This is a genomic window from Algoriphagus terrigena DSM 22685 (assembly GCF_000429445.1).
In the GTDB taxonomy this organism is placed as follows: domain Bacteria; phylum Bacteroidota; class Bacteroidia; order Cytophagales; family Cyclobacteriaceae; genus Algoriphagus; species Algoriphagus terrigena.
Window position 1 is genome coordinate 45,355 of the sequence record NZ_AUBW01000019.1, and the last position, 17,593, is coordinate 62,947.

Below are 17,593 nucleotides of genomic sequence, written 5' to 3' on the forward strand. Positions count from 1 at the left end.
GGCGCGTCGATCAGATCTTTTTGACGCTTCTGGAGTTACCTCTTTCAACTCCCGGCTTGCGCTTGGAGTCCTTTCTGTCAGATCATTTTTGGATTCCCGGGGGAACCTTCGATCAACTCATCGTTTTGTTGCACTTCTGCGGTTGCCCGTCTCAGAAATCCATCCGATGATGAATCCCCCTTTGTGCCCGATCTCAAACTTTCAAACTAGATCCGAAATCTTACTTTCGGCCTTTTATCTCTTACTTGATGATTTAAAGTTGCGCTCTATTTCGTCCAATTTCAAGTTTTCAAAAGCTTATTTTCCCACAATTTTTCCCCACAGAATTTAATGTAAACGAACAGGTTTTGCACCTATTTTTCAGACTTATCCACAAACCAGCACTACCTCAGCTTCACCCGCATCAAATACGCATCAGCTGTCATGTAGAGATAATTCTCTCCAGTATCAAAGCCGCAATTTGCAGTTCCGTTTTCCGTCAAGACCGACCCGAGAAGTGCCCCCTCCGGACTGATCACCAAGACTCCCCCGGGGCCAGTTGCAAACAACACTCCGGAAGAATGAACCTTCAGCCCATCCGGAAGCCCTTTTTTGCTTTCGCTTTGCAAAGCCGTGACATCCAGCAGCACTTTGCCCGAGATGACTTGGCCTGCCTCATCCAGATCAAATGCATAGTATCTGGCTTTCTCGGGATCAGACTGGGCAATATATAGAATCTTCTCGTCCGGACTCAGCGCGATGCCGTTTGGCCGGCTCAGCGAATCCACCAGCAGATTCACTTTCCCCTCCGCATCCAGGCGATAAACTCCCTGAAAACCCAATTCCTTCTCATCCCAAGGGTCCATGCCATAGGGCGGATCGGTAAAAAAGAGTTGCCCTTTGGAATTAAACACCAAGTCATTGGGACTGTTGAACCGCTTGCCTTCGTAGCCCGTTGCCAGGGCTTCATATTCTGCTTTTGGGGAATTGGTAGGCGAGAGCATCTTCCCGATTTGCCGCTCTCCATGCTGGCAAAGTATGAGATTTCCCGCAGGGTCTAAAGCCAAACCATTCGCTCCAGGTTCGCGCTTGTCGGTGCGATCTCCGAGGTAGCCGGATGGCTCCAGGTACAAACTCAAACTATCTTGCTCCGTCCATTTCCAGATTTTGTTGGTCGGCACATCTGTGAAAATCAAGGCTTGTTGATCTTCCAACCAAAGCGGCCCTTCGGCCCATTCAAATCCTGAAGCCAAGACTTCGATTTGGGCATCGGCTGGAATCAGCACATTGATCGCCGAATCGAGACGATCAATCGAACCGATGGTTTGAAATTGAGCGGGTGTTTCCTCCTGAGTTTTGGGACTGGAGCACGCGGCGACAGCGAAGATTGCCAGCCAATAGGTGTTTTTCATACGGTCTTTTGGGTTTGGGAAAAAAGGAAGTTAAACCAATCCCGTCAAAAGTCCGAATCCATTGGATTTGCACGTCAAAAAAGAGTCAACCTCACAAATTCAATGGAATTGTGAAGTTGACTTCATGAATTAAGCTGAATTTATGAAGTTGATGAGAAGAGCTTAATATTACAGTCCGCTTGCCTGCGCATTTTTCCCGCGCTTGGCAATCAGCTTTTCGCGGATTTTTTCTTTTCGATAGAAAGCCAACGGATCAGCTTCTCCTCCGCTCTGGATTCTTGCTTCCCGTACCAAAGCTCTGACATCCGTGAGAAAAGCATCTTGGAGGATCTCCTGGGCTAAGACCACATCGCCATCAAGTTGACACTGAGTAAGCTTGACGCGGTCCACCAAAAGTGCTTTGGCATAAGCCTGTGAGATCGACTCCAATGCCTGAATCAGGTCTTCGATAGGATCTTTGGTATTGTGACTTGCGTCGATCATCCAAGAAATACTCTCCCAAGCCTGTGCTCCGTCCATTGCTCCACCGATCAGTTCACAGAAGATCAAGAACAACTGATACGGCTTGATGCTACCCGTGCTTAGGTCATCGTCCCCAAACTTGCTGTCATTGAAGTGAAATCCCGCCAGCATATCCTGATGCATCAGCGTAGCCACAATCTGCTCGATGTTCGTATTGGGCAGGTGATGGCCGAGATCTACCAGCACCTTAGCGCGTTCTCCGAGCTGGCGGCAAATCAGAGCCGACGTACCCCAATCGGGAATCACGGTATGGTAAAAGTTCGGTTCGTAGGGCTTGTACTCCAGCAACAGTTTCCAGTCTTCGGGCATTCCGGCATAGATTTCCTGCAGGGATTCAGTGGTTCCCTGAAGCGCATTTCGGAAGTGCGCCTGTCCCGGGAAATTACTTCCATCGGCCAACCAGACGGTCAGCCCTTTGCTGCCCAAGGTTTTTCCGATCTCGATCACCTGAAGATTATGCTCCACAGCCTGCTTTCGAATGGCTGCATTCGCATTGCTCAGCGAACCCATCTTGTAGGATAGCGGCTGCCCGTAGTCCTGAAACGTGTTGCTGTTCATCGCATCGAAGCTGATCCCGAGATTGGAGGCTTTATCCCGGATGGCCTGTACGTCTTGGGGAATATCCCAGGGAATATGTAAAGAAACTGCATCGGTCCGCTTGGACAGCTTCGCCAAAAGTCCGATATCGTCCAGCTTTTCTTCCAGATTTCGGGGTTCGCCGCCGATCGAAAACCGGCCAAAACGTGTCCCCCCTGCCCCCAGCGCCCAGCTGGGCACAGCGATCTGGAATCCGGAGACCTGGGAAACAAGCTGATTAAGATCGATTCCTTTATCTACAAGTTGTTCAGAAAAAAGAGAAACGGATTTTTGATGAAAATCGGTTGACATAGGTTAATGGTTATTGAGTGATTGGACAATGTTTTTTGTCCATAGAACGTCGATTTGTAGCATAACGAGGCAAAGCTAGCCGCTTCTGCCAACTGCCTAATGAGACTGCTGACTGCTTTTATTTATCCAAAACGGCGCCGTCACCATCCATACCACCATCCCGGCACCCATCCAAAGTTTCATAGAGTCCATCTCCATCTTTCCCAGAAAAAGCATCACCGGAGGCACAATCGACAGGACCAAGCCTACGAGTGAAAGGAGTTTGAGTAAACTTTTCATGCGGCAAGGGATTTAGCAAGCGGGTACTTCACTTTGGAAAGAATCACGAAAATAGCGACGGCAACGAACCAACCCGGCAGGCCGAGGAAGAAGATTTCTATTCCGTAGAAATAATTCAAACCGAGGCAGAAAATCAAGGTCAGTACCCAACTCAGCAAGGCTGGAAGACTAAAGTTAGATTTGGAATTCAATGCCGCTTCGGATCGAAAGCCCAATTTCTCTGAAAAGTAAAAATCGGCAAAGATCACCGCGCCCATCGGCATGAGCAGCAATCCATACAAGGCCACAAAATCCAGCAGCTTCATGACCAAAGCTGGAAAACAAGCCGCCAAACTGGTAATCCCACCGACGATTGCAGTGATCTTCCAAGTTTGGACTTTTGGAAAAATCCCCTGCAATGCCAATCCAGCCCGATAAATCGTCGGATTGGCAGTCGTCCATCCTGCCACCACCACGCAAACCGCTCCGGCGATCCCCAAGGTCTGATAGGCAATCGGCCCAGGCGCAAACTCCTGGGACCCGGTATTTGCCTGCAGAAACACTGCGTACAAAATGCCCGATGCGATCCAGGCCACAAAATGTCCCAGATAGACTCCCGCAAACACCGCAAAACCCGACGTCCAGGACTTAGCATAGCGGAGAATCGTCAAGTCAGACATCCCAATGTGCATCGCCATATTACAAAACCAGGAAAAAAAGATCACATGCCAGATCGAAAACTTGGACATCCCAGGTAAGGGGACACCATTCCAAATCACTTCCTGAGCTACGCTGATGAGGCTTTCGGCAGAACCTACACCCAGCTCTGCCAGTCCGACAATCGCCGCCGCGAAGAATATCAGAATCATCCATGGCGACATCACATTGGCAAACTTGGACACCTGATTGTATCCTTGGATGGCCACCAGTGTCACCACAGCTCCCAACAAAAGGACGGTCACAATCCAGCCCGGAGTCCTTGGAAACCAATCGGTCAAAGTCGGCATCTCCAGATTAAAAGGAATCCCCACTGCAGTCGCCGACACCGCTATCATCGATCCTGCCAGAAAGCAGAACATCAGCGCATTGACCAGATTGTACCAGCGGACGACGTTTTTGCCGGCGATTCGCTCCAGTTGATAATACAATGTCATGCGCTTGGCCGTGGCAATCGGTGCCGTGATCAGCGCCCAGCTCAGCACCGCCAACAGATTCCCGACAAGTAAGCCCAAAACCAAATCCCCTGCCGTGACTCCATGGGCTACAAAAAGCGGCCCGATGACAAACTCCGTCCCGGCGGTGTGTTCTCCTGCATACATACCGAGAAAACTTCGGTTTCCTTTGAGGCTGGCGGCTGGCACGGGAGTCCTTTCGTATTCATTCGTTCCACCTACTATTTTTTTAAAAAACCTATTGGCCATTTGGGATTATTTTAAGTTGAATTAAAGAAATTGACTTACCTGCCCTGTCCTGCCCTGTCCGAATCATTTTTGGCAGATTGCCTCATGTTTATTTTGGAAACCCTTAATTTCAGGGCGATTATTCCGACGCAGACTTCTGATTTCAGAATTCTGTTTCCCTGAATAAAGAAAAAAATATCTAAAAAAAATTATCACTCAAGACACTACAGGATACGTATTGGGTTGATTTCTGAGAAATTCATCCTAATACTATAGACCTGTTTTAATTATGGATATACCGATTATGAGTTTCAAATACGTAAGCTACCTCTGGGACGACGCTAAAGCTGCCAAATTGGAAGGCAATGAAGTCGATCTTTTGATTTATCGTTCTAATATCCTCGGCGCAGATCTGAGGATTACCAATTATGGCGGAGGAAATACCTCCTGCAAGACAACCGAACTGGATCCACTTACTAAGGAGCCGGTGGAAGTGATGTGGATCAAAGGATCCGGCGGAGATATCGGCACCATGACCCGTTCAGGATTGGCTGGGCTGTATGTCGACAAACTCCGTTCTTTAAAAGGCATCTACCGCGGCATCGAGTTCGAAGATGAAATGGTCGAACTGTTCAACCACTGCATCTACGATCTGGCTTCCAAGGCACCTTCCATTGACACGCCCCTTCATGGTTTCTTGCCATTCAAGCACATTGATCACCTTCACCCAGATGCTGCGATTGCAATTGCAGCTTCCAAAGACGGAGAAAAAATCACCCAAGACCTATGGAAAGGGGCGATCGCTTGGGTTCCTTGGCAGCGTCCAGGCTTTGACCTCGGTCTTCAGCTGAAAGAAGCCCTTGACAAAAACCCCGGAATCCGAGGCATCATGCTCGGTGGCCACGGGCTTTTCACCTGGGGAGATACCGCTTACGAATGCTACATGAACAGCTTGGAAGTCATCGAAGCTGCTTCCGCTTATCTGGCAGACAACTACGGAAAGAAAAGACCGGTTTTCGGAGGGGAAAAAGTCTCTTCTTTGGCACCGGAACAACGAAAATCCCAAGCAGCCAAATTGGCTCCGATCTTGAGAGGCTTGGCTTCTTCTGAGAAAAGAATGGTCGGCACGTTCAGCGACAGCGACACCGTCCTTCAGTTCATCAACAGCCACGACCTGAGCAAACTAGCTCCTATGGGCACCAGCTGCCCGGATCACTTTTTGAGAACCAAGATCAGCCCACTCGTCCTTGATTTGGCATCAGACGCGGATCTAAGCGATGTGAACGGATTGAAAGAAAAGATCGGTGCAGCATTCCAGTCTTACCGGGAGATGTATGCCGACTACTACGAAACCCACAAACACCCGAACAGTCCTGCGATGCGCGATCCGAATCCGGTCGTGATCCTGTGGCCGGGGGTTGGACTTTTCAGCTACGCCAAAGACAAGCAAACCAGCCGGGTAGCTTCAGAATTCTACATCAACGCCATCAATGTAATGCGTGGCGCTGAGGCAGTTTCCGAATACGTTTCCCTGCCGCTTCAGGAAGCTTTTGACATCGAATATTGGTTGCTGGAGGAAGCGAAGCTTTCCCGTATGCCAAAAGAAAAACCGCTTTCCCGCAAGATTGCCCTGGTCACCGGAAGTGCCGGAGGCATCGGCAAAGGCATTGCCGAGAGATATGTGCAGGAAGGTGCTTGCGTGGTACTGACAGACATTGATCAGTCCAGATTGGACGGAGCTGTGGCTGAGTTCGAGAAAAAATATGGCAAGGATGCCGTCCTTGGGGTTCAGTTGGACGTCACCGATACTGCTACTTTGGCAAAAGCCATGGAAGCAACTTGCCTCAAGTTTGGCGGGATTGACATCGTCGTCAACAACGCCGGGATTTCGATCTCTAAATCTTTCGAAGACCACACCGATCAGGACTGGAATCGGCTGAATGACATCCTCGTGATGGGTCAATACCACGTATCAAAGGCTGGAGTTTCTTTGATGAGACAGCAAGGCTTAGGCGGTGATATCGTGAATATTGTGAGTAAAAACGGCTTGGTAGCTGGCGCAAAAAACGTAGCTTATGGTACCGCCAAAGCTGCCCAAATGCACATGTCCAGACTGATGGCTGCTGAGCTCGCAGAGGACAAGATCCGGGTCAATGTGGTCAACCCCGATGCCGTGATCGAAAACTCCAACATCTGGGAAGGTGGCTGGGCCGAAAACCGGGCGAAAGCCTATGGCATTGAGGTAAAAGACCTTCCTCAGTACTATGCTAACAGAACATTGCTTAAAGAAAGTGTCAAAACAAGTGATATCGCAGATGCGGCTTTTGCCTTCGTCGGCGGACTACTCACCAAAACGACCGGAAACATGCTCAACGTGGATGGTGGCTTAGCCGCTGCCTTCCCTCGATAGATTCGATTCGCTATTACCCTACAGTGCCCATACCCAATAGACCCAACAACCTATGCTTCTTGACAAATCCGAAAAAATCGCGGTGGAATCACGCACGCCGAAGTACCTCCAGGTGGTCAATTTGATCCTGGAAGATATTGAGAAGGGAAAGCTCAAAATTGGAGACCGCATACCTTCCATCAATGAGACCAGTTTTGACTTTTTGCTTTCAAGGGATACCGTGGAAAAAGCCTACAACGAGCTGCGGGACAGAGGAATCATCTCCTCTGTCCGCGGCAAGGGCTTTTACATCTCGTCTACCAATATGGGGCACAAGTTGAAAGTGTTGTTGCTTTTCAACAAACTCAGCTCGTATAAGAAGATCATCTATTATTCGATCATCGATACGCTCGGTTCGCAGGCATCAGTGGATCTCCAGATTCACCACTACAACCGAAACGTGCTGGAAGATCTCTTGGAGACAAACTTGGGTAATTACAACTACTACGTGTTGGCTCCCCATTTCTTTGACAACGCGGGACATCCTGAAGCTGCCTATGACCTGATCAAACGGATCCCAAAGGACAAGCTGTTGATCATCGACCGGGGAGTGAAAGATCACGAGAATGAGTTTCCGGGTGTTTATCAAGACTTTTCCAAGGACATTTTCGAGGTCTTGGAGTCGGGCATCTCCCATCTGAGAAAATACCAACGGTTGATCTTGGTGTTTCCAAAAGGCGACCTGTATCCGATGGAGATAATGGACGGATTTAAGCGTTTCTGCTTTTTCCATGATTTCAAAAACCTCATTGTCGATGGTGTGGATGATGACGAACCGCTTGACGAAGGCGACTGCCACATCGTGATGGCGGAGTCGGATCTGGTAAATATTGTAAAAAAATCCAGGGAGCAAATGCTGAGGTTGGGCCGTGATATTGGCGTGATTTCCTACAACGACACACCACTCAAAGAGATCCTGGCAGACGGCATCACGACCATTTCGACCGATTTCCAAAACATGGGCAAAACCATCGCCGAGCAAATATTGGGTACAGAGGACCGCATTCCGATCAAAAACCCTTTCCGGATGACGATCAGGAAGTCTTTGTAGGATTAGAAAATTCTAAAATTGAGAAATTGAAAGTTTGGGTTGAAAAGTGAGGGATGCTGGATGTCCAATGTCCAATATTTTTTGATCGGAAAATTGGAAGGTTCGAGAATTGGGTTGGAAGGCTGCAAGATGATAAAGTTGGAAGGTTTCCCCGCGTCCAAAGCCTCAACGCTATTCATGCCCTCGTAAATCGTAATTCGTAGATCGTAAATCCTACACTTCGTAATTCTTAAACTGTAAATGCAAAAAATCCCCGTTACCGCTGTCTTTGACATTGGCAAAACGAATAAAAAATTCTTCCTTTTTGACGAAAACCTGAAGGAAGTTCACAGTACCTACACCCGCCTGGATGCCATCCCGGACGAGGATGGGTTTCCGAGCGAACCTATCCTTCCCCTTCGGAAATGGATGCTTGAAACCTTCTCGGAGGCACTGAAATCCACCGAATTTGAGATCAAAAAACTGAATTTCTCCGGTCACGGAGCATCATTTGTTCATACAGACGAAGCTGGCGAACCAGTCACTCCGCTCTACGATTATTTAAAACCCTTTCCAGAAGATTTGCTCGACCGTTTCTACGCCGAAAACGGCGGAAAGATGGCTTTCTGTCAGCGAACTTCCTCCCCTCCTTTGGCGATGTTGAATTCTGGTCTTCAGATCTATTTTCTGAAGCATGCCAAGCCGGAATTCTTCAAAAACGTGCGTCATTGCCTCCACCTGCCCCAGTTCCTGAGCCTGATTTTCACGGGAGAGATGGTCTCCGATTATACTAGTATCGGCTGCCACACAGGTCTCTGGGATTTTGAGAAGATGGATTACCACGACTGGGTCAAAAATGAGGGAATCGAAGCGCTTCTGCCCCCTATTCTCCCTGGAAACTCCCTACTAAAAACCAAGCCTGAGCTCGGCTCGGTTCCCTGTGGCATTGGCGTGCACGACTCGTCCGGAGCACTGCTGCCTTACCTCAAGCAGGAAACAGAACCTTTTGCGCTGCTCTCCACGGGCACTTGGGCGATCACGATCAACCCGTACAACAAGACGGCACTTTCGGAATCGGAACTCACGAAGGATTGCCTTCAGTTTCTCAGCATCACCGGTCAGCCGATCAAGATCTCCCGTCTTTTTATCGGCGAGGAGCACAAACACCAAGTGGAGGAAATGTATGCCTTTTGGAACCTTCCACTGGGGACTTATAAAAAACTGAGGTTCGACGAAGCGATGTATGAAAAGGTAAGCAAGTCGCCCAAAAAGCGGATTGGCTTCCAATATCTAAAACCTGCTGATTACGGTTTGGAGAAAGCCAACAAAAGTGACTGGGGAAGTTTTCCCGAGTTTACAGAAGCCTATTACACCTTCCTACATGAGCTGACAGATATCCAGGTCGCTTCCATCAGACTGGTCTTGGACGGAGCTCCAGTCAGCCGACTGTTTGTGGACGGCGGCTTCAACGCCAATTATATCTTCCTCGAAATGCTCCGCAAAAAACTTCCCGGCATGGAGATCATCCCCAGCGATTTCCCCAATGGATCCGCATTGGGAGCTGCGATGCTGGTGAATATGGACTCCTGAGTTTAACTTGCCCTGATGAAATCCGATTCCCCACATATTGCCTTATTTATCCCATGCTACGTCGATCAGTTCTATCCCAGCGTCGGAATCGCGAGCTTGGAGCTGCTCGAGAAGCTGGGCTGTAAGGTGACGTTCCCACTGGGTCAAACCTGCTGTGGGCAACCTCTCGCCAACGCAGGATACAAGCGCGATACGGTGGGGACGACCAAGCATTTTATTGAGCTTTTCAAAGACTTCGATTACGTAGTCGCTCCGTCTGGCAGTTGTGTTTTGCATGTGAAGGAGCATTCTCCCGTGATACCGGGACTGGAAAAAGAACAGGCGGAATTGCACCACAAGGTGTTTGAACTGACCGAGTTTATCACCGATATCTTGAAGATCGAAAAGCTCGACGGAAGGTTTCCACATCGCGTCGGGTTCCATTCCTCCTGTCACGGGCAGCGGGGATTGCGTCTATCCTCCAGCTCCGAACTGAATCAAACTCCCTTCAATAAAGCTCGAAGACTCCTTGAAAATCTCGAGGGGCTGGAGTGGGTCGAGCTCAACCGCACGGACGAGTGCTGCGGTTTCGGGGGGACTTTTGCCGTGACCGAAGAGGCGCTTTCCATCCAGATGGGCAAAGACCGGCTCGATGATCATCTCCAACATCACACCGAAATCCTGACGGGAGGCGACATGTCCTGCATCATGCACTTGCAGGGAATCGCAACCAGAAACAAGCAACCTTTGAAATTTCTTCACATTGCAGAAATCCTAAACCAAGCGATCTCATGAGTCATCCTGAGAATGCCGCCGAATTTCTGAAAGATCAGGCCAAGTCCAAATGGCACGACGAAACGCTGTGGTTTGTCCGCGACAAGCGGGATCGAATCAGCAAAACTATCCCTGAATGGGAAGAATTGCGAAATCTTGCGTCGGGAATTAAAGACAATGTCTTGGCGAATCTGGGATCCTATCTGGAAGATTTCGAGCGGAATGCCCAGAAAAACGGCATCCAAGTCCATTGGGCCAAAGACGGTGAAGAACACAATCAGATCGTATTGGACATCCTGCAAAAGCAGAATTGCAACGCGATCGTAAAGAGCAAATCCATCCTGACGGAGGAATGTCATCTGAATCCTTTTTTGGAAAAGCACGGCGTCGATGTCGTGGACACCGACTTGGGTGAGCGGATCGTCCAGCTGCTTCATCAGCCGCCGAGCCATATCGTCCTTCCCGCGATCCACTTGAAGAAGGGGGAAATCTCAGCGCTTTTTCACGAAAAACTCCTGACCGAAAAAGGGAACGAAGATCCAGCCTACCTCACGCAGGCGGCGAGACTCCACCTTCGGGAAAAATTTCTAAAAGCCAAAGTAGCACTCACAGGAGTTAATTTCGGCGTCGCCGAGACCGGAGAATTTGTTGTCTGCACCAACGAAGGCAACGCCGATATGGGCGTGCATCTGGCCGATGTACACATCGCCTCCATGGGCATCGAAAAAATCATCCCGAGACGAAAAGATCTGGGTGTTTTCCTCCGACTGCTCGCCAGATCTGCTACCGGGCAGCCGGTCACCAATTACAACTCCCACTTCCGAAGCCCTTCTCCTGGAAAGGAGCTCCACATCATCCTAGTCGACAATGGCCGAACGGCCCAGCTCGCTCGGGAAAAATTCAAAAACTCACTCAAATGCATCCGCTGCGGCGCCTGCATGAATACCTGTCCGATCTACCGGAGAAGTGGCGGCTTCAGCTACGACAGCACCGTGCCGGGCCCGATTGGCTCCATCCTCTCTCCAGGATTGGATATGAAAAAACACAGCACGCTGCCATTTGCCTCCACGCTGTGCGGCAGCTGCTCCGATGTATGCCCTGTGAAGATCAACATCCACGAGCAACTCTTTGAATGGCGACAGGAAATCACCAAAACGCATGGGGAAATGGGAAAAGGCCTTTCGATGAAGCTCGCGAATGGGATCTTCAAAAGTCCCCTTGCCTATAAAATCTCCGGGAACCTGATGCGCGCAGCACTCAAAGCATTGCCGGACAGCCTCATATATCATCCGATCAACGCTTGGGGAAAAGGCAGAAACCTGCCCGAAACACCGAAGGAATCATTCCAGCAGTGGTATCAAAAAAATCGATCATGAGCAGCCGGGAAAACATATTAGCGGCAATTAAAGGCATTGCTGTCGAGCAAAAAGCGCTTCCCGAAATCCCGGATTTCGGGGTTCAGGGAGAATTAACAGAGACTTTTATCCAGTCTATTTTAGGCAACAAAGGTGAAGTCTTGAGCAAGGTGGAGTTTGAATCATGGCTACCCAAAGCGGGGTTTTCGAAGATAGTTTCACTTTCCTTTCACTTTCCGGAAGCATCTACCTTAACCCTTCCCGAGGATCCGCATGAATTGGAAGATCTCGGACTTGCGATACTGGACGGACAATTTGGAGTGGCTGAAAACGGAGCAATTTGGCTGGAAGACGACAATCTTGGACTTCGTGCGCTGCCCTTTATCACCGAGCATCTGGTGATCGTCCTGGATCGGAAAAATCTGGTCGAAACGATGCATCAGGGATACAATCGGATCGCCGATGCAGTGTCGGGATTTGGCGTATTTATCGCTGGCCCTTCCAAGACAGCTGACATCGAGCAAAGCCTCGTGATCGGAGCTCACGGCGCCAAGAGCCTGAGAGTGGTGTTGGTTTAAGCTGTTTTCAACCCCGGTTTCGGTTGAGGTAGAAGACATTTTGACCGTCCACCAACTGATATCCGAGATCCATATTCAGCTTTTTCGCGATCTTTTTGCAGAGCGAAAGACCGATGCCGGAGCCTTTCTCCTCGCTGGTTCCATAGCTGGTTTTAGCCTTAAACTCAAACAGTTCCTCCTCAACTTGGGCGGATATTGGCATTCCGATATTCCTTACTTCCCAGCGTAAGTCACTTTCTCCAACCAGCAAAATCAAGTCAATCTTGGCTCCCACCGGCGAAAACTTAACGGCGTTTTCCAAAAGGTTTTTGAGGATAATCCGAATCTCGCTGACTTCTAGGCTAAGCTCCTGATCTGGGCCCTCCAAGACTGCCTGGACCTCTTGCCGTTTTCGGGACGCCTGGATTTGGATGGTCTTTCGCATCTCCTCATTAAAGCTACTGAGTCTCACCGACACCCGTTCGGCAGGCCTATCGTCCATCTCAGCCGACACCCACTCGAGGGTGTTGTCCAGCACCTTGTTCAGGTGAAACGTCTGAGTTTTAAGCCCGGAAAAAATCACCTCCAAATCTTCGCGCTCCAAGACATCTTGCTCCGCCAACTCCAGTGAGCTGCTCAACGTCGCGATAGGATTCCGCAGATCATGGGACAGCAGGGCGATGAGCTGGTTCTTTTTTTCGTTGAGCGCCGTAAGCTCGGAGAGATTGCGTTCATTTTCCTGCTTCAGCGCGAGCATCGCATAGTGTTGCTTTTGGTAATTTACAATCACCAGATAGACTCCGATAAAGATAAAAAGGGCACTGACAGCCAACGAGAGGGCATTATCCCAAAACAAATCCATCTTGGAATCATAGTTGCTGACCACGGGAACGAGGCCGCGAACGCTCAGATAGAAGACCACCAAATAGGAGCCCATCGAGGCCGCAAACCAAAAAATGCTCTGTCGTTTTTTAAAAAATATCGCGACTGCCACGACATACACCAGCAGATTGTAGATGGTCGGCCCGAGATAACCGTCGTTGTAGAAAAAATTTAAGATCGAAAACACCAAAATCAGCCCGGCCATGAGGTTGATGGCCAGTTCGTAGCGCTTCCTCTTGACCATCAGGTAAAAGCATCCCAGAAATAGTGCTCCGTAGACTACTCGGACCTTGCCAATAAATGGACTGAGTCCCATCATGTAATCCGAAATCCCGAAAAACACGATCGAAATCAACGTAAGCAGGACGAATAGAACCGCAATCCGATACTGCAACTGATCCAGATCACCCGGATCACTTGAGGTATTAAAAAACTTCATTTGGGAAAAATTAGGTGATTTCACAACAAACTAACCAACACCCTATACTCCGAAAATCGTCCTATTGTTTTGAATGAATCGCTATCCGATTTCCTTCGGAATCGAAAAAGACACCCATATAACCAATATCCGGGGCGATAAGCCTTTTAGAAAACTGAATTTTCCCTCCGGCATCAGCGACTCGTCCCAGTTCAACTTCACAATCCTCTGAGGAGAAGTAGATCAGCGCTCCGGCCTTGTCGCTGGGCTCGTAGAATTCCTTGTGATACACCAGACTCCCTTCGGCACCTTTCCCATTTTCACTGAACGGAAACCAAGCCATCTGAAAATCACCCATCACCTGTTTGTTCAACTTGCAGTCAAATACTTTTTCGTAAAATGCGATGGCCCGATCCATGTCGCTGACCGGAATTTCAAACCATCCTACTGTTACTTGTGCCATCGGGAAACGGGTTTAGTTGTTGACTATTAGTTATTGCTTCTATATTCGACGTTCAATATTCAGGATTCATTATTGAAATATCGAATGTCGAACATAGAATATCGAATCATGAAGGCTAGCTTCTGATCAGCTTGATCGGATAGGTCTTTCCTGCATTCCACTGACAGACGTAGATATTTTCGTCCTGATCGATGCAGACATCGTGGCAGTGCTTGAACACTGGCTCTTTTTGCACCATCAGCTGCAGCTCGCCATTGCGGTATTCGGGGGCGGTTCCGCCTGGGTTGGAGACGACTTTGTTGTCTTTGTCCAAGATGGTGACAAAGCCGGAATTGTCTGTTTGCTCCAAGTATCTGAGTCTGGACCAACAAACTCCCGCGTAAAGATTTTCACCGTGGATCACCGGACGGCAGACAAATGCTCCCGGCAGGAAGATGGTCTCCATATATTCTCCATCCATCGTAAATCGCTTGAAAGAATTGTGTCCTCTAGATGTACAAAGCAGCGTCGGTGCCTTGCCTCCGCGCTGGTCAATCGCAATCCCGTGGGCGGTGCTAAACTGGCCGTCTTCTTTGCCCGACCCTCCGAATTTGCGGATGAAATTGCCGTCTTTATCGTATTGCAGGAAATACTGAGAGCCATAGCCGTCGGCGATGTAAAGGTCGCCATTGGGTGCCACAGCCGTTTCGGTCGGAACCCAAGCCATCTTCTCGGTATAGATCCCGTTGGTCAGCGGCGACGGGATTTCCGTGACGACCTTTCCGTCCAGCGTGGTCTTGACGACCTTCCCGCCATTATCCACCACCCATAGGTATTCGGCATCCCCTTCATCAACCAGAGAAAGTCCATGAGCACGGCCCAGGTCCAAAGTCCAAGTGTTCAATAATTTTCCCGACTGATCGTAGATGATGACGTTGTTTTTTGCCTCGTCCGTCACCATAATCATCCGGCCTTTCCGGTCCATGACCATCTCGTGACAGTTGACCACGGGGACCTTGGTCGGGTCGAGATTTCCCCATTTGGTATCGACTTTATACTTGAAATCCCCGTGACCGAGGATCTGATCTTGGGCTGCCAAAAGGCTAAAATCGGGTTTAATGCTCATCGCTAATCCTAGTAGGGAGGTGTTTTGGATAAATTTTCTTCTTGAATTCATGGTATTGGGCTATCGCGTCAATTTAGGGAAAATGCCCCTAACATCTTTCCTCAAGGCGTAAAAATCCATAGCTTACACCAACGCAATCAAACCCAATAGCTATGAAATTCAAATCCCTGTTTTTAATCCTCCTTCTCACGGCTCCGCTTGCCGTCACCGCCCAGGAAGTCGCGCTGCAGCTCTACTCCCTTCGCAATGAAATGAAGGTCGACCCTGTCAAATACCACAAAGCAATCTCCGACTGGGGCATCTCCGCACTCGAGGGGGGAGGAGGCTATGGCATGTCTGACGCCGAATACACCAAACTCCTCAAGGAGAACAAGCTAAAGATCGTCGGAGTCGGCGCTGACTACAACAAGCTCAAATCTGATCCCGCCGGGATCATCGCCGACGCAAAAAAGTACGGCGCCAAGTACGCCACCTGCTACTGGATTCCCCATACTGAGGGCCCAATCTCCATGGAAGACATGAAAGCTGCCACCGAGCTCTTCAACACCACCGGCGCCATGTTGGCAAAAGAAGGCATCACGCTGACCTATCATCCTCACGGCTACGAATTTGCCAATTCCGGATCCGGTACTCCAATGGATTATATGCTTGAAAACGCCAAAAACTTTCAGTTTAACATGGATGTGTTTTGGGTGCAGATGGGCGGTGGTGACCCGCTGGCGATCATGAAAGCACATCCCGGCAAATTCCCTCAGCTTCACCTGAAAGACCGAAAAAAAGGAACACCGGGATCGGCCGATGGTCATGGTGATGTGGAGACAAATGTGGTCCTAGGAACGGGCGACATCGACATTGCAGGTCTGATCCAGGAAGCCAAAAAGCAGGGAACCAAATACCTGGTAATCGAGGATGAAAGCAGCCGATCCGTAGAGCAAATCCCACAGAGCGTTGCGTTCATTAAAAGTGAATTGAAAAAATAAGCATTCAGGATATTGAAGTTCCAAACCGGCTGGGTAATGCTCGAGAGCATCCCAGTCGGTTTTTTTTGTCCATCTGAACGGTTTAGATAAGACCCGTGGTTGAGGTTCCTAAGCCCCGTGTATAGTTTCAGAACCGATGCCCCCGTCGAAATCTCGCATTATTCTTTCCTATCCAAATGAGCATCCCAATTCATCAAAGTTTTCTTAGCTTTCCTGTCTAAACTCAATTTCAAACAAACCCCATGAAAAACACCAAATCTTTACTTTTGGCTTTTGCCCTTGTTCTGACCTCCACTTTCGCCGCCTTTGCGCAGCTGCAGGCACCATCTCCAAGCCCAGCTGCCTCGGTATCACAGGTAGTCGGCTTCACCAAGATCAGCATCGATTACTCTTCGCCGGGTGTGAAAGGTCGGACGATCTTCGGTGATCTACAGAAATACGGTGAGACCTGGAGAGCCGGAGCGAATGGTCAGACTATCATCGAATTCAGTACTGGTGTGAGCGTGGGCGGCAAAAATCTACCGGCAGGAAAGTACTCCATCTTCATCACACCTGCAGCCAGCGGCGAATGGACGATCCACCTGAACAAGAAAGCTGAAAGTGTCTATGCATACACGAAGGACGGAAAAATCGATGAAACAGCAGTGGCTGCTGACGATGCTGCCTCAGTAAAAGCAACACCGAAGATGGGAGAAAACACCGAGAGACTGACCTACACCATCTCTGCTGACAACAACAAGATCGCCACTGTGACCATGGCTTGGGAGAAAGTAAAAGTCTCCTTCCAAGTGGATACTCAAGCTGATCAAAGACTCGAGCAGTTGAAGTCTCAGTTTTAAATCATCCAAACCCCATTAAAATCCCGTCCCAGTCTTTGCTGGGCGGGATTTTTTTGCCAAAGCAAAATATCAGCACATTGATTTTTAGTCATTTAAGCCTTAAATTCAAGTTTGAATAGTTTTGAACCTAAACTTTTTATTCATGAGTTTCAACCAAAAACTGGAACAACTTCTGGCATTTAGCCTAGAGGACTATCCAGGATCCGCTTATTCTCTAATCGAGGAGAGAGAAGTGCCCCGCTCACACCACCCTGAGTATTTTTCCTATCGCTACCCCGAAAAACCTATTTACGGACTGTTTGGAAAAATCGAAGTAATCACTACAAACTACATTACCAACCGGAGAATAGTCCTAATTGCGGAGGACTTCGAGATTTCTCAACTCGATTCTCTGCGGCTACTCATCGACAATTTGATCGAAATCTACGGCGCGGACGAAAAACGAAACCTTTGGCTGATGGAGGACGAGGAGGAAGATATCCGACTGGATCAATGGGAAGGTCGCTATTGGGAGTTTCCCCACCACGATGAAATCCGGGATGTGGCGATCTCTATGGAAGGCCGTAGACTCAAGTTATCTATATACGAACGCGGGAACCTACTCGATTTTGAGTAATCCTACAGGTGGGATCGGGCTGGATGGGCCGGAGAAAGCGACTGCCTTTGCACGAAAAACGGTGATTTTACGGGGGCAACAGGGCGCTTAACTTCGC

At 49.1% G+C, this 17,593-nt stretch carries 16 protein-coding genes; 9 read left to right on the forward strand and 7 right to left on the reverse strand.

Annotated elements, in window-relative coordinates:
* Positions 1-383: 383 nt before the first annotated feature.
* The 4 genes from G459_RS0117100 to G459_RS0117115 all read right to left on the reverse strand — a co-directional run bounded on the left by G459_RS0117100 (position 384) and on the right by G459_RS0117115 (position 4,480).
* A complete protein-coding gene (locus G459_RS0117100; protein WP_026968737.1) occupies positions 384-1,391 on the reverse strand; it encodes an SMP-30/gluconolactonase/LRE family protein in 1,008 nt (335 codons plus the stop codon).
* A gap of 168 nt (positions 1,392-1,559) precedes the next feature.
* A complete protein-coding gene (locus G459_RS0117105) occupies positions 1,560-2,801 on the reverse strand; it encodes a sugar isomerase (protein ID WP_051315279.1) in 1,242 nt (413 codons plus the stop codon).
* Between the two features lie 96 nt (positions 2,802-2,897).
* Positions 2,898-3,080: a hypothetical protein gene (locus G459_RS0117110; protein ID WP_026968739.1), complete on the reverse strand. Its 183-nt coding sequence runs from the start codon at positions 3,078-3,080 to the stop codon at positions 2,898-2,900.
* The gene (locus tag G459_RS0117115; RefSeq protein WP_035456276.1) at positions 3,077-4,480 is read right to left on the reverse strand and encodes a purine-cytosine permease family protein; all 1,404 of its coding nucleotides are present in this window, start codon (positions 4,478-4,480) and stop codon (positions 3,077-3,079) included. The genes G459_RS0117110 and G459_RS0117115 overlap by 4 nt, the downstream gene beginning before the upstream one ends.
* A gap of 268 nt (positions 4,481-4,748) precedes the next feature.
* On the opposite strand from G459_RS0117115, the gene G459_RS0117120 reads away from it, so the two are divergent.
* From G459_RS0117120 to G459_RS0117150, 6 genes are all read left to right on the forward strand, one after another.
* On the forward strand, positions 4,749-6,869 hold the full coding sequence (locus G459_RS0117120; RefSeq protein WP_026968741.1) for a bifunctional rhamnulose-1-phosphate aldolase/short-chain dehydrogenase: 2,121 nt from the start codon (positions 4,749-4,751) through the stop codon (positions 6,867-6,869).
* A gap of 52 nt (positions 6,870-6,921) precedes the next feature.
* Positions 6,922-7,959: a GntR family transcriptional regulator gene (locus G459_RS0117125; protein ID WP_051315280.1), complete on the forward strand. Its 1,038-nt coding sequence runs from the start codon at positions 6,922-6,924 to the stop codon at positions 7,957-7,959.
* A 240-nt stretch (positions 7,960-8,199) separates the two neighbouring features.
* Positions 8,200-9,528, forward strand: coding sequence for an FGGY-family carbohydrate kinase (locus G459_RS0117135; RefSeq protein WP_026968743.1), 1,329 nt, complete (start codon positions 8,200-8,202; stop codon positions 9,526-9,528).
* Positions 9,529-9,543: 15 nt separating this feature from the next.
* Positions 9,544-10,302 (forward strand): (Fe-S)-binding protein, encoded by a 759-nt coding sequence (locus G459_RS0117140; RefSeq protein ID WP_035456278.1) that lies wholly within the window; start codon positions 9,544-9,546, stop codon positions 10,300-10,302.
* A complete protein-coding gene (locus G459_RS0117145; RefSeq protein WP_026968745.1) occupies positions 10,299-11,657 on the forward strand; it encodes a lactate utilization protein B in 1,359 nt (452 codons plus the stop codon). The genes G459_RS0117140 and G459_RS0117145 overlap by 4 nt, the downstream gene beginning before the upstream one ends.
* On the forward strand, positions 11,654-12,214 hold the full coding sequence (locus G459_RS0117150) for a LutC/YkgG family protein (RefSeq protein WP_026968746.1): 561 nt from the start codon (positions 11,654-11,656) through the stop codon (positions 12,212-12,214). Before G459_RS0117145 ends, G459_RS0117150 begins: the two co-directional genes overlap by 4 nt.
* A 7-nt stretch (positions 12,215-12,221) precedes the next feature.
* Here the strand turns inward: G459_RS0117150 and G459_RS0117155 are convergent, their stop codons facing one another.
* The 3 genes from G459_RS0117155 to G459_RS0117165 form a co-directional block, all read right to left on the reverse strand.
* The gene (locus G459_RS0117155; RefSeq protein WP_026968747.1) at positions 12,222-13,514 is read right to left on the reverse strand and encodes a sensor histidine kinase; all 1,293 of its coding nucleotides are present in this window, start codon (positions 13,512-13,514) and stop codon (positions 12,222-12,224) included.
* Positions 13,515-13,575: 61 nt separating this feature from the next.
* Positions 13,576-13,956, reverse strand: coding sequence for a VOC family protein (locus G459_RS0117160; protein ID WP_026968748.1), 381 nt, complete (start codon positions 13,954-13,956; stop codon positions 13,576-13,578).
* Between the two features lie 115 nt (positions 13,957-14,071).
* Positions 14,072-15,112, reverse strand: coding sequence for an NHL repeat-containing protein (locus tag G459_RS0117165; RefSeq protein WP_026968749.1), 1,041 nt, complete (start codon positions 15,110-15,112; stop codon positions 14,072-14,074).
* Positions 15,113-15,213: 101 nt separating this feature from the next.
* Here G459_RS0117165 and G459_RS0117170 point away from each other — a divergent pair, with 101 nt between their 5' ends.
* From G459_RS0117170 to G459_RS0117180, 3 genes are all read left to right on the forward strand, one after another.
* On the forward strand, positions 15,214-16,041 hold the full coding sequence (locus tag G459_RS0117170; RefSeq protein ID WP_026968750.1) for a sugar phosphate isomerase/epimerase family protein: 828 nt from the start codon (positions 15,214-15,216) through the stop codon (positions 16,039-16,041).
* A 242-nt stretch (positions 16,042-16,283) separates the two neighbouring features.
* Entirely contained in the window at positions 16,284-16,880 is a 597-nt protein-coding gene (locus tag G459_RS0117175; protein ID WP_026968751.1) for a DUF2911 domain-containing protein, read from the forward strand.
* A gap of 142 nt (positions 16,881-17,022) precedes the next feature.
* A complete protein-coding gene (locus G459_RS0117180; RefSeq protein WP_026968752.1) occupies positions 17,023-17,496 on the forward strand; it encodes a hypothetical protein in 474 nt (157 codons plus the stop codon).
* The last annotated feature ends 97 nt before the right edge of the window (positions 17,497-17,593 follow it).

Bases quoted from the DNA above. Each gene is read 5' to 3' on its own strand.
- G459_RS0117155 (WP_026968747.1), bottom strand. From the start codon at position 13,514: ATGAAGTTTTTTAATACCTCAAGTGATCCGGGTGATCTGGATCAGTTG.
- G459_RS0117180 (WP_026968752.1), top strand. From the start codon at position 17,023: ATGAGTTTCAACCAAAAACTGGAACAACTTCTGGCATTTAGCCTAGAG.
- G459_RS0117170 (WP_026968750.1), top strand. From the start codon at position 15,214: ATGAAATTCAAATCCCTGTTTTTAATCCTCCTTCTCACGGCTCCGCTT.
- G459_RS0117125 (WP_051315280.1), top strand. From the start codon at position 6,922: ATGCTTCTTGACAAATCCGAAAAAATCGCGGTGGAATCACGCACGCCG.
- G459_RS0117150 (WP_026968746.1), top strand. From the start codon at position 11,654: ATGAGCAGCCGGGAAAACATATTAGCGGCAATTAAAGGCATTGCTGTC.
- G459_RS0117160 (WP_026968748.1), bottom strand. From the start codon at position 13,956: ATGGCACAAGTAACAGTAGGATGGTTTGAAATTCCGGTCAGCGACATG.
- G459_RS0117100 (WP_026968737.1), bottom strand. From the start codon at position 1,391: ATGAAAAACACCTATTGGCTGGCAATCTTCGCTGTCGCCGCGTGCTCC.
- G459_RS0117175 (WP_026968751.1), top strand. From the start codon at position 16,284: ATGAAAAACACCAAATCTTTACTTTTGGCTTTTGCCCTTGTTCTGACC.
- G459_RS0117110 (WP_026968739.1), bottom strand. From the start codon at position 3,080: ATGAAAAGTTTACTCAAACTCCTTTCACTCGTAGGCTTGGTCCTGTCG.
- G459_RS0117165 (WP_026968749.1), bottom strand. From the start codon at position 15,112: ATGAATTCAAGAAGAAAATTTATCCAAAACACCTCCCTACTAGGATTA.
- G459_RS0117135 (WP_026968743.1), top strand. From the start codon at position 8,200: ATGCAAAAAATCCCCGTTACCGCTGTCTTTGACATTGGCAAAACGAAT.
- G459_RS0117145 (WP_026968745.1), top strand. From the start codon at position 10,299: ATGAGTCATCCTGAGAATGCCGCCGAATTTCTGAAAGATCAGGCCAAG.
- G459_RS0117105 (WP_051315279.1), bottom strand. From the start codon at position 2,801: ATGTCAACCGATTTTCATCAAAAATCCGTTTCTCTTTTTTCTGAACAA.
- G459_RS0117140 (WP_035456278.1), top strand. From the start codon at position 9,544: ATGAAATCCGATTCCCCACATATTGCCTTATTTATCCCATGCTACGTC.
- G459_RS0117115 (WP_035456276.1), bottom strand. From the start codon at position 4,480: ATGGCCAATAGGTTTTTTAAAAAAATAGTAGGTGGAACGAATGAATAC.
- G459_RS0117120 (WP_026968741.1), top strand. From the start codon at position 4,749: ATGGATATACCGATTATGAGTTTCAAATACGTAAGCTACCTCTGGGAC.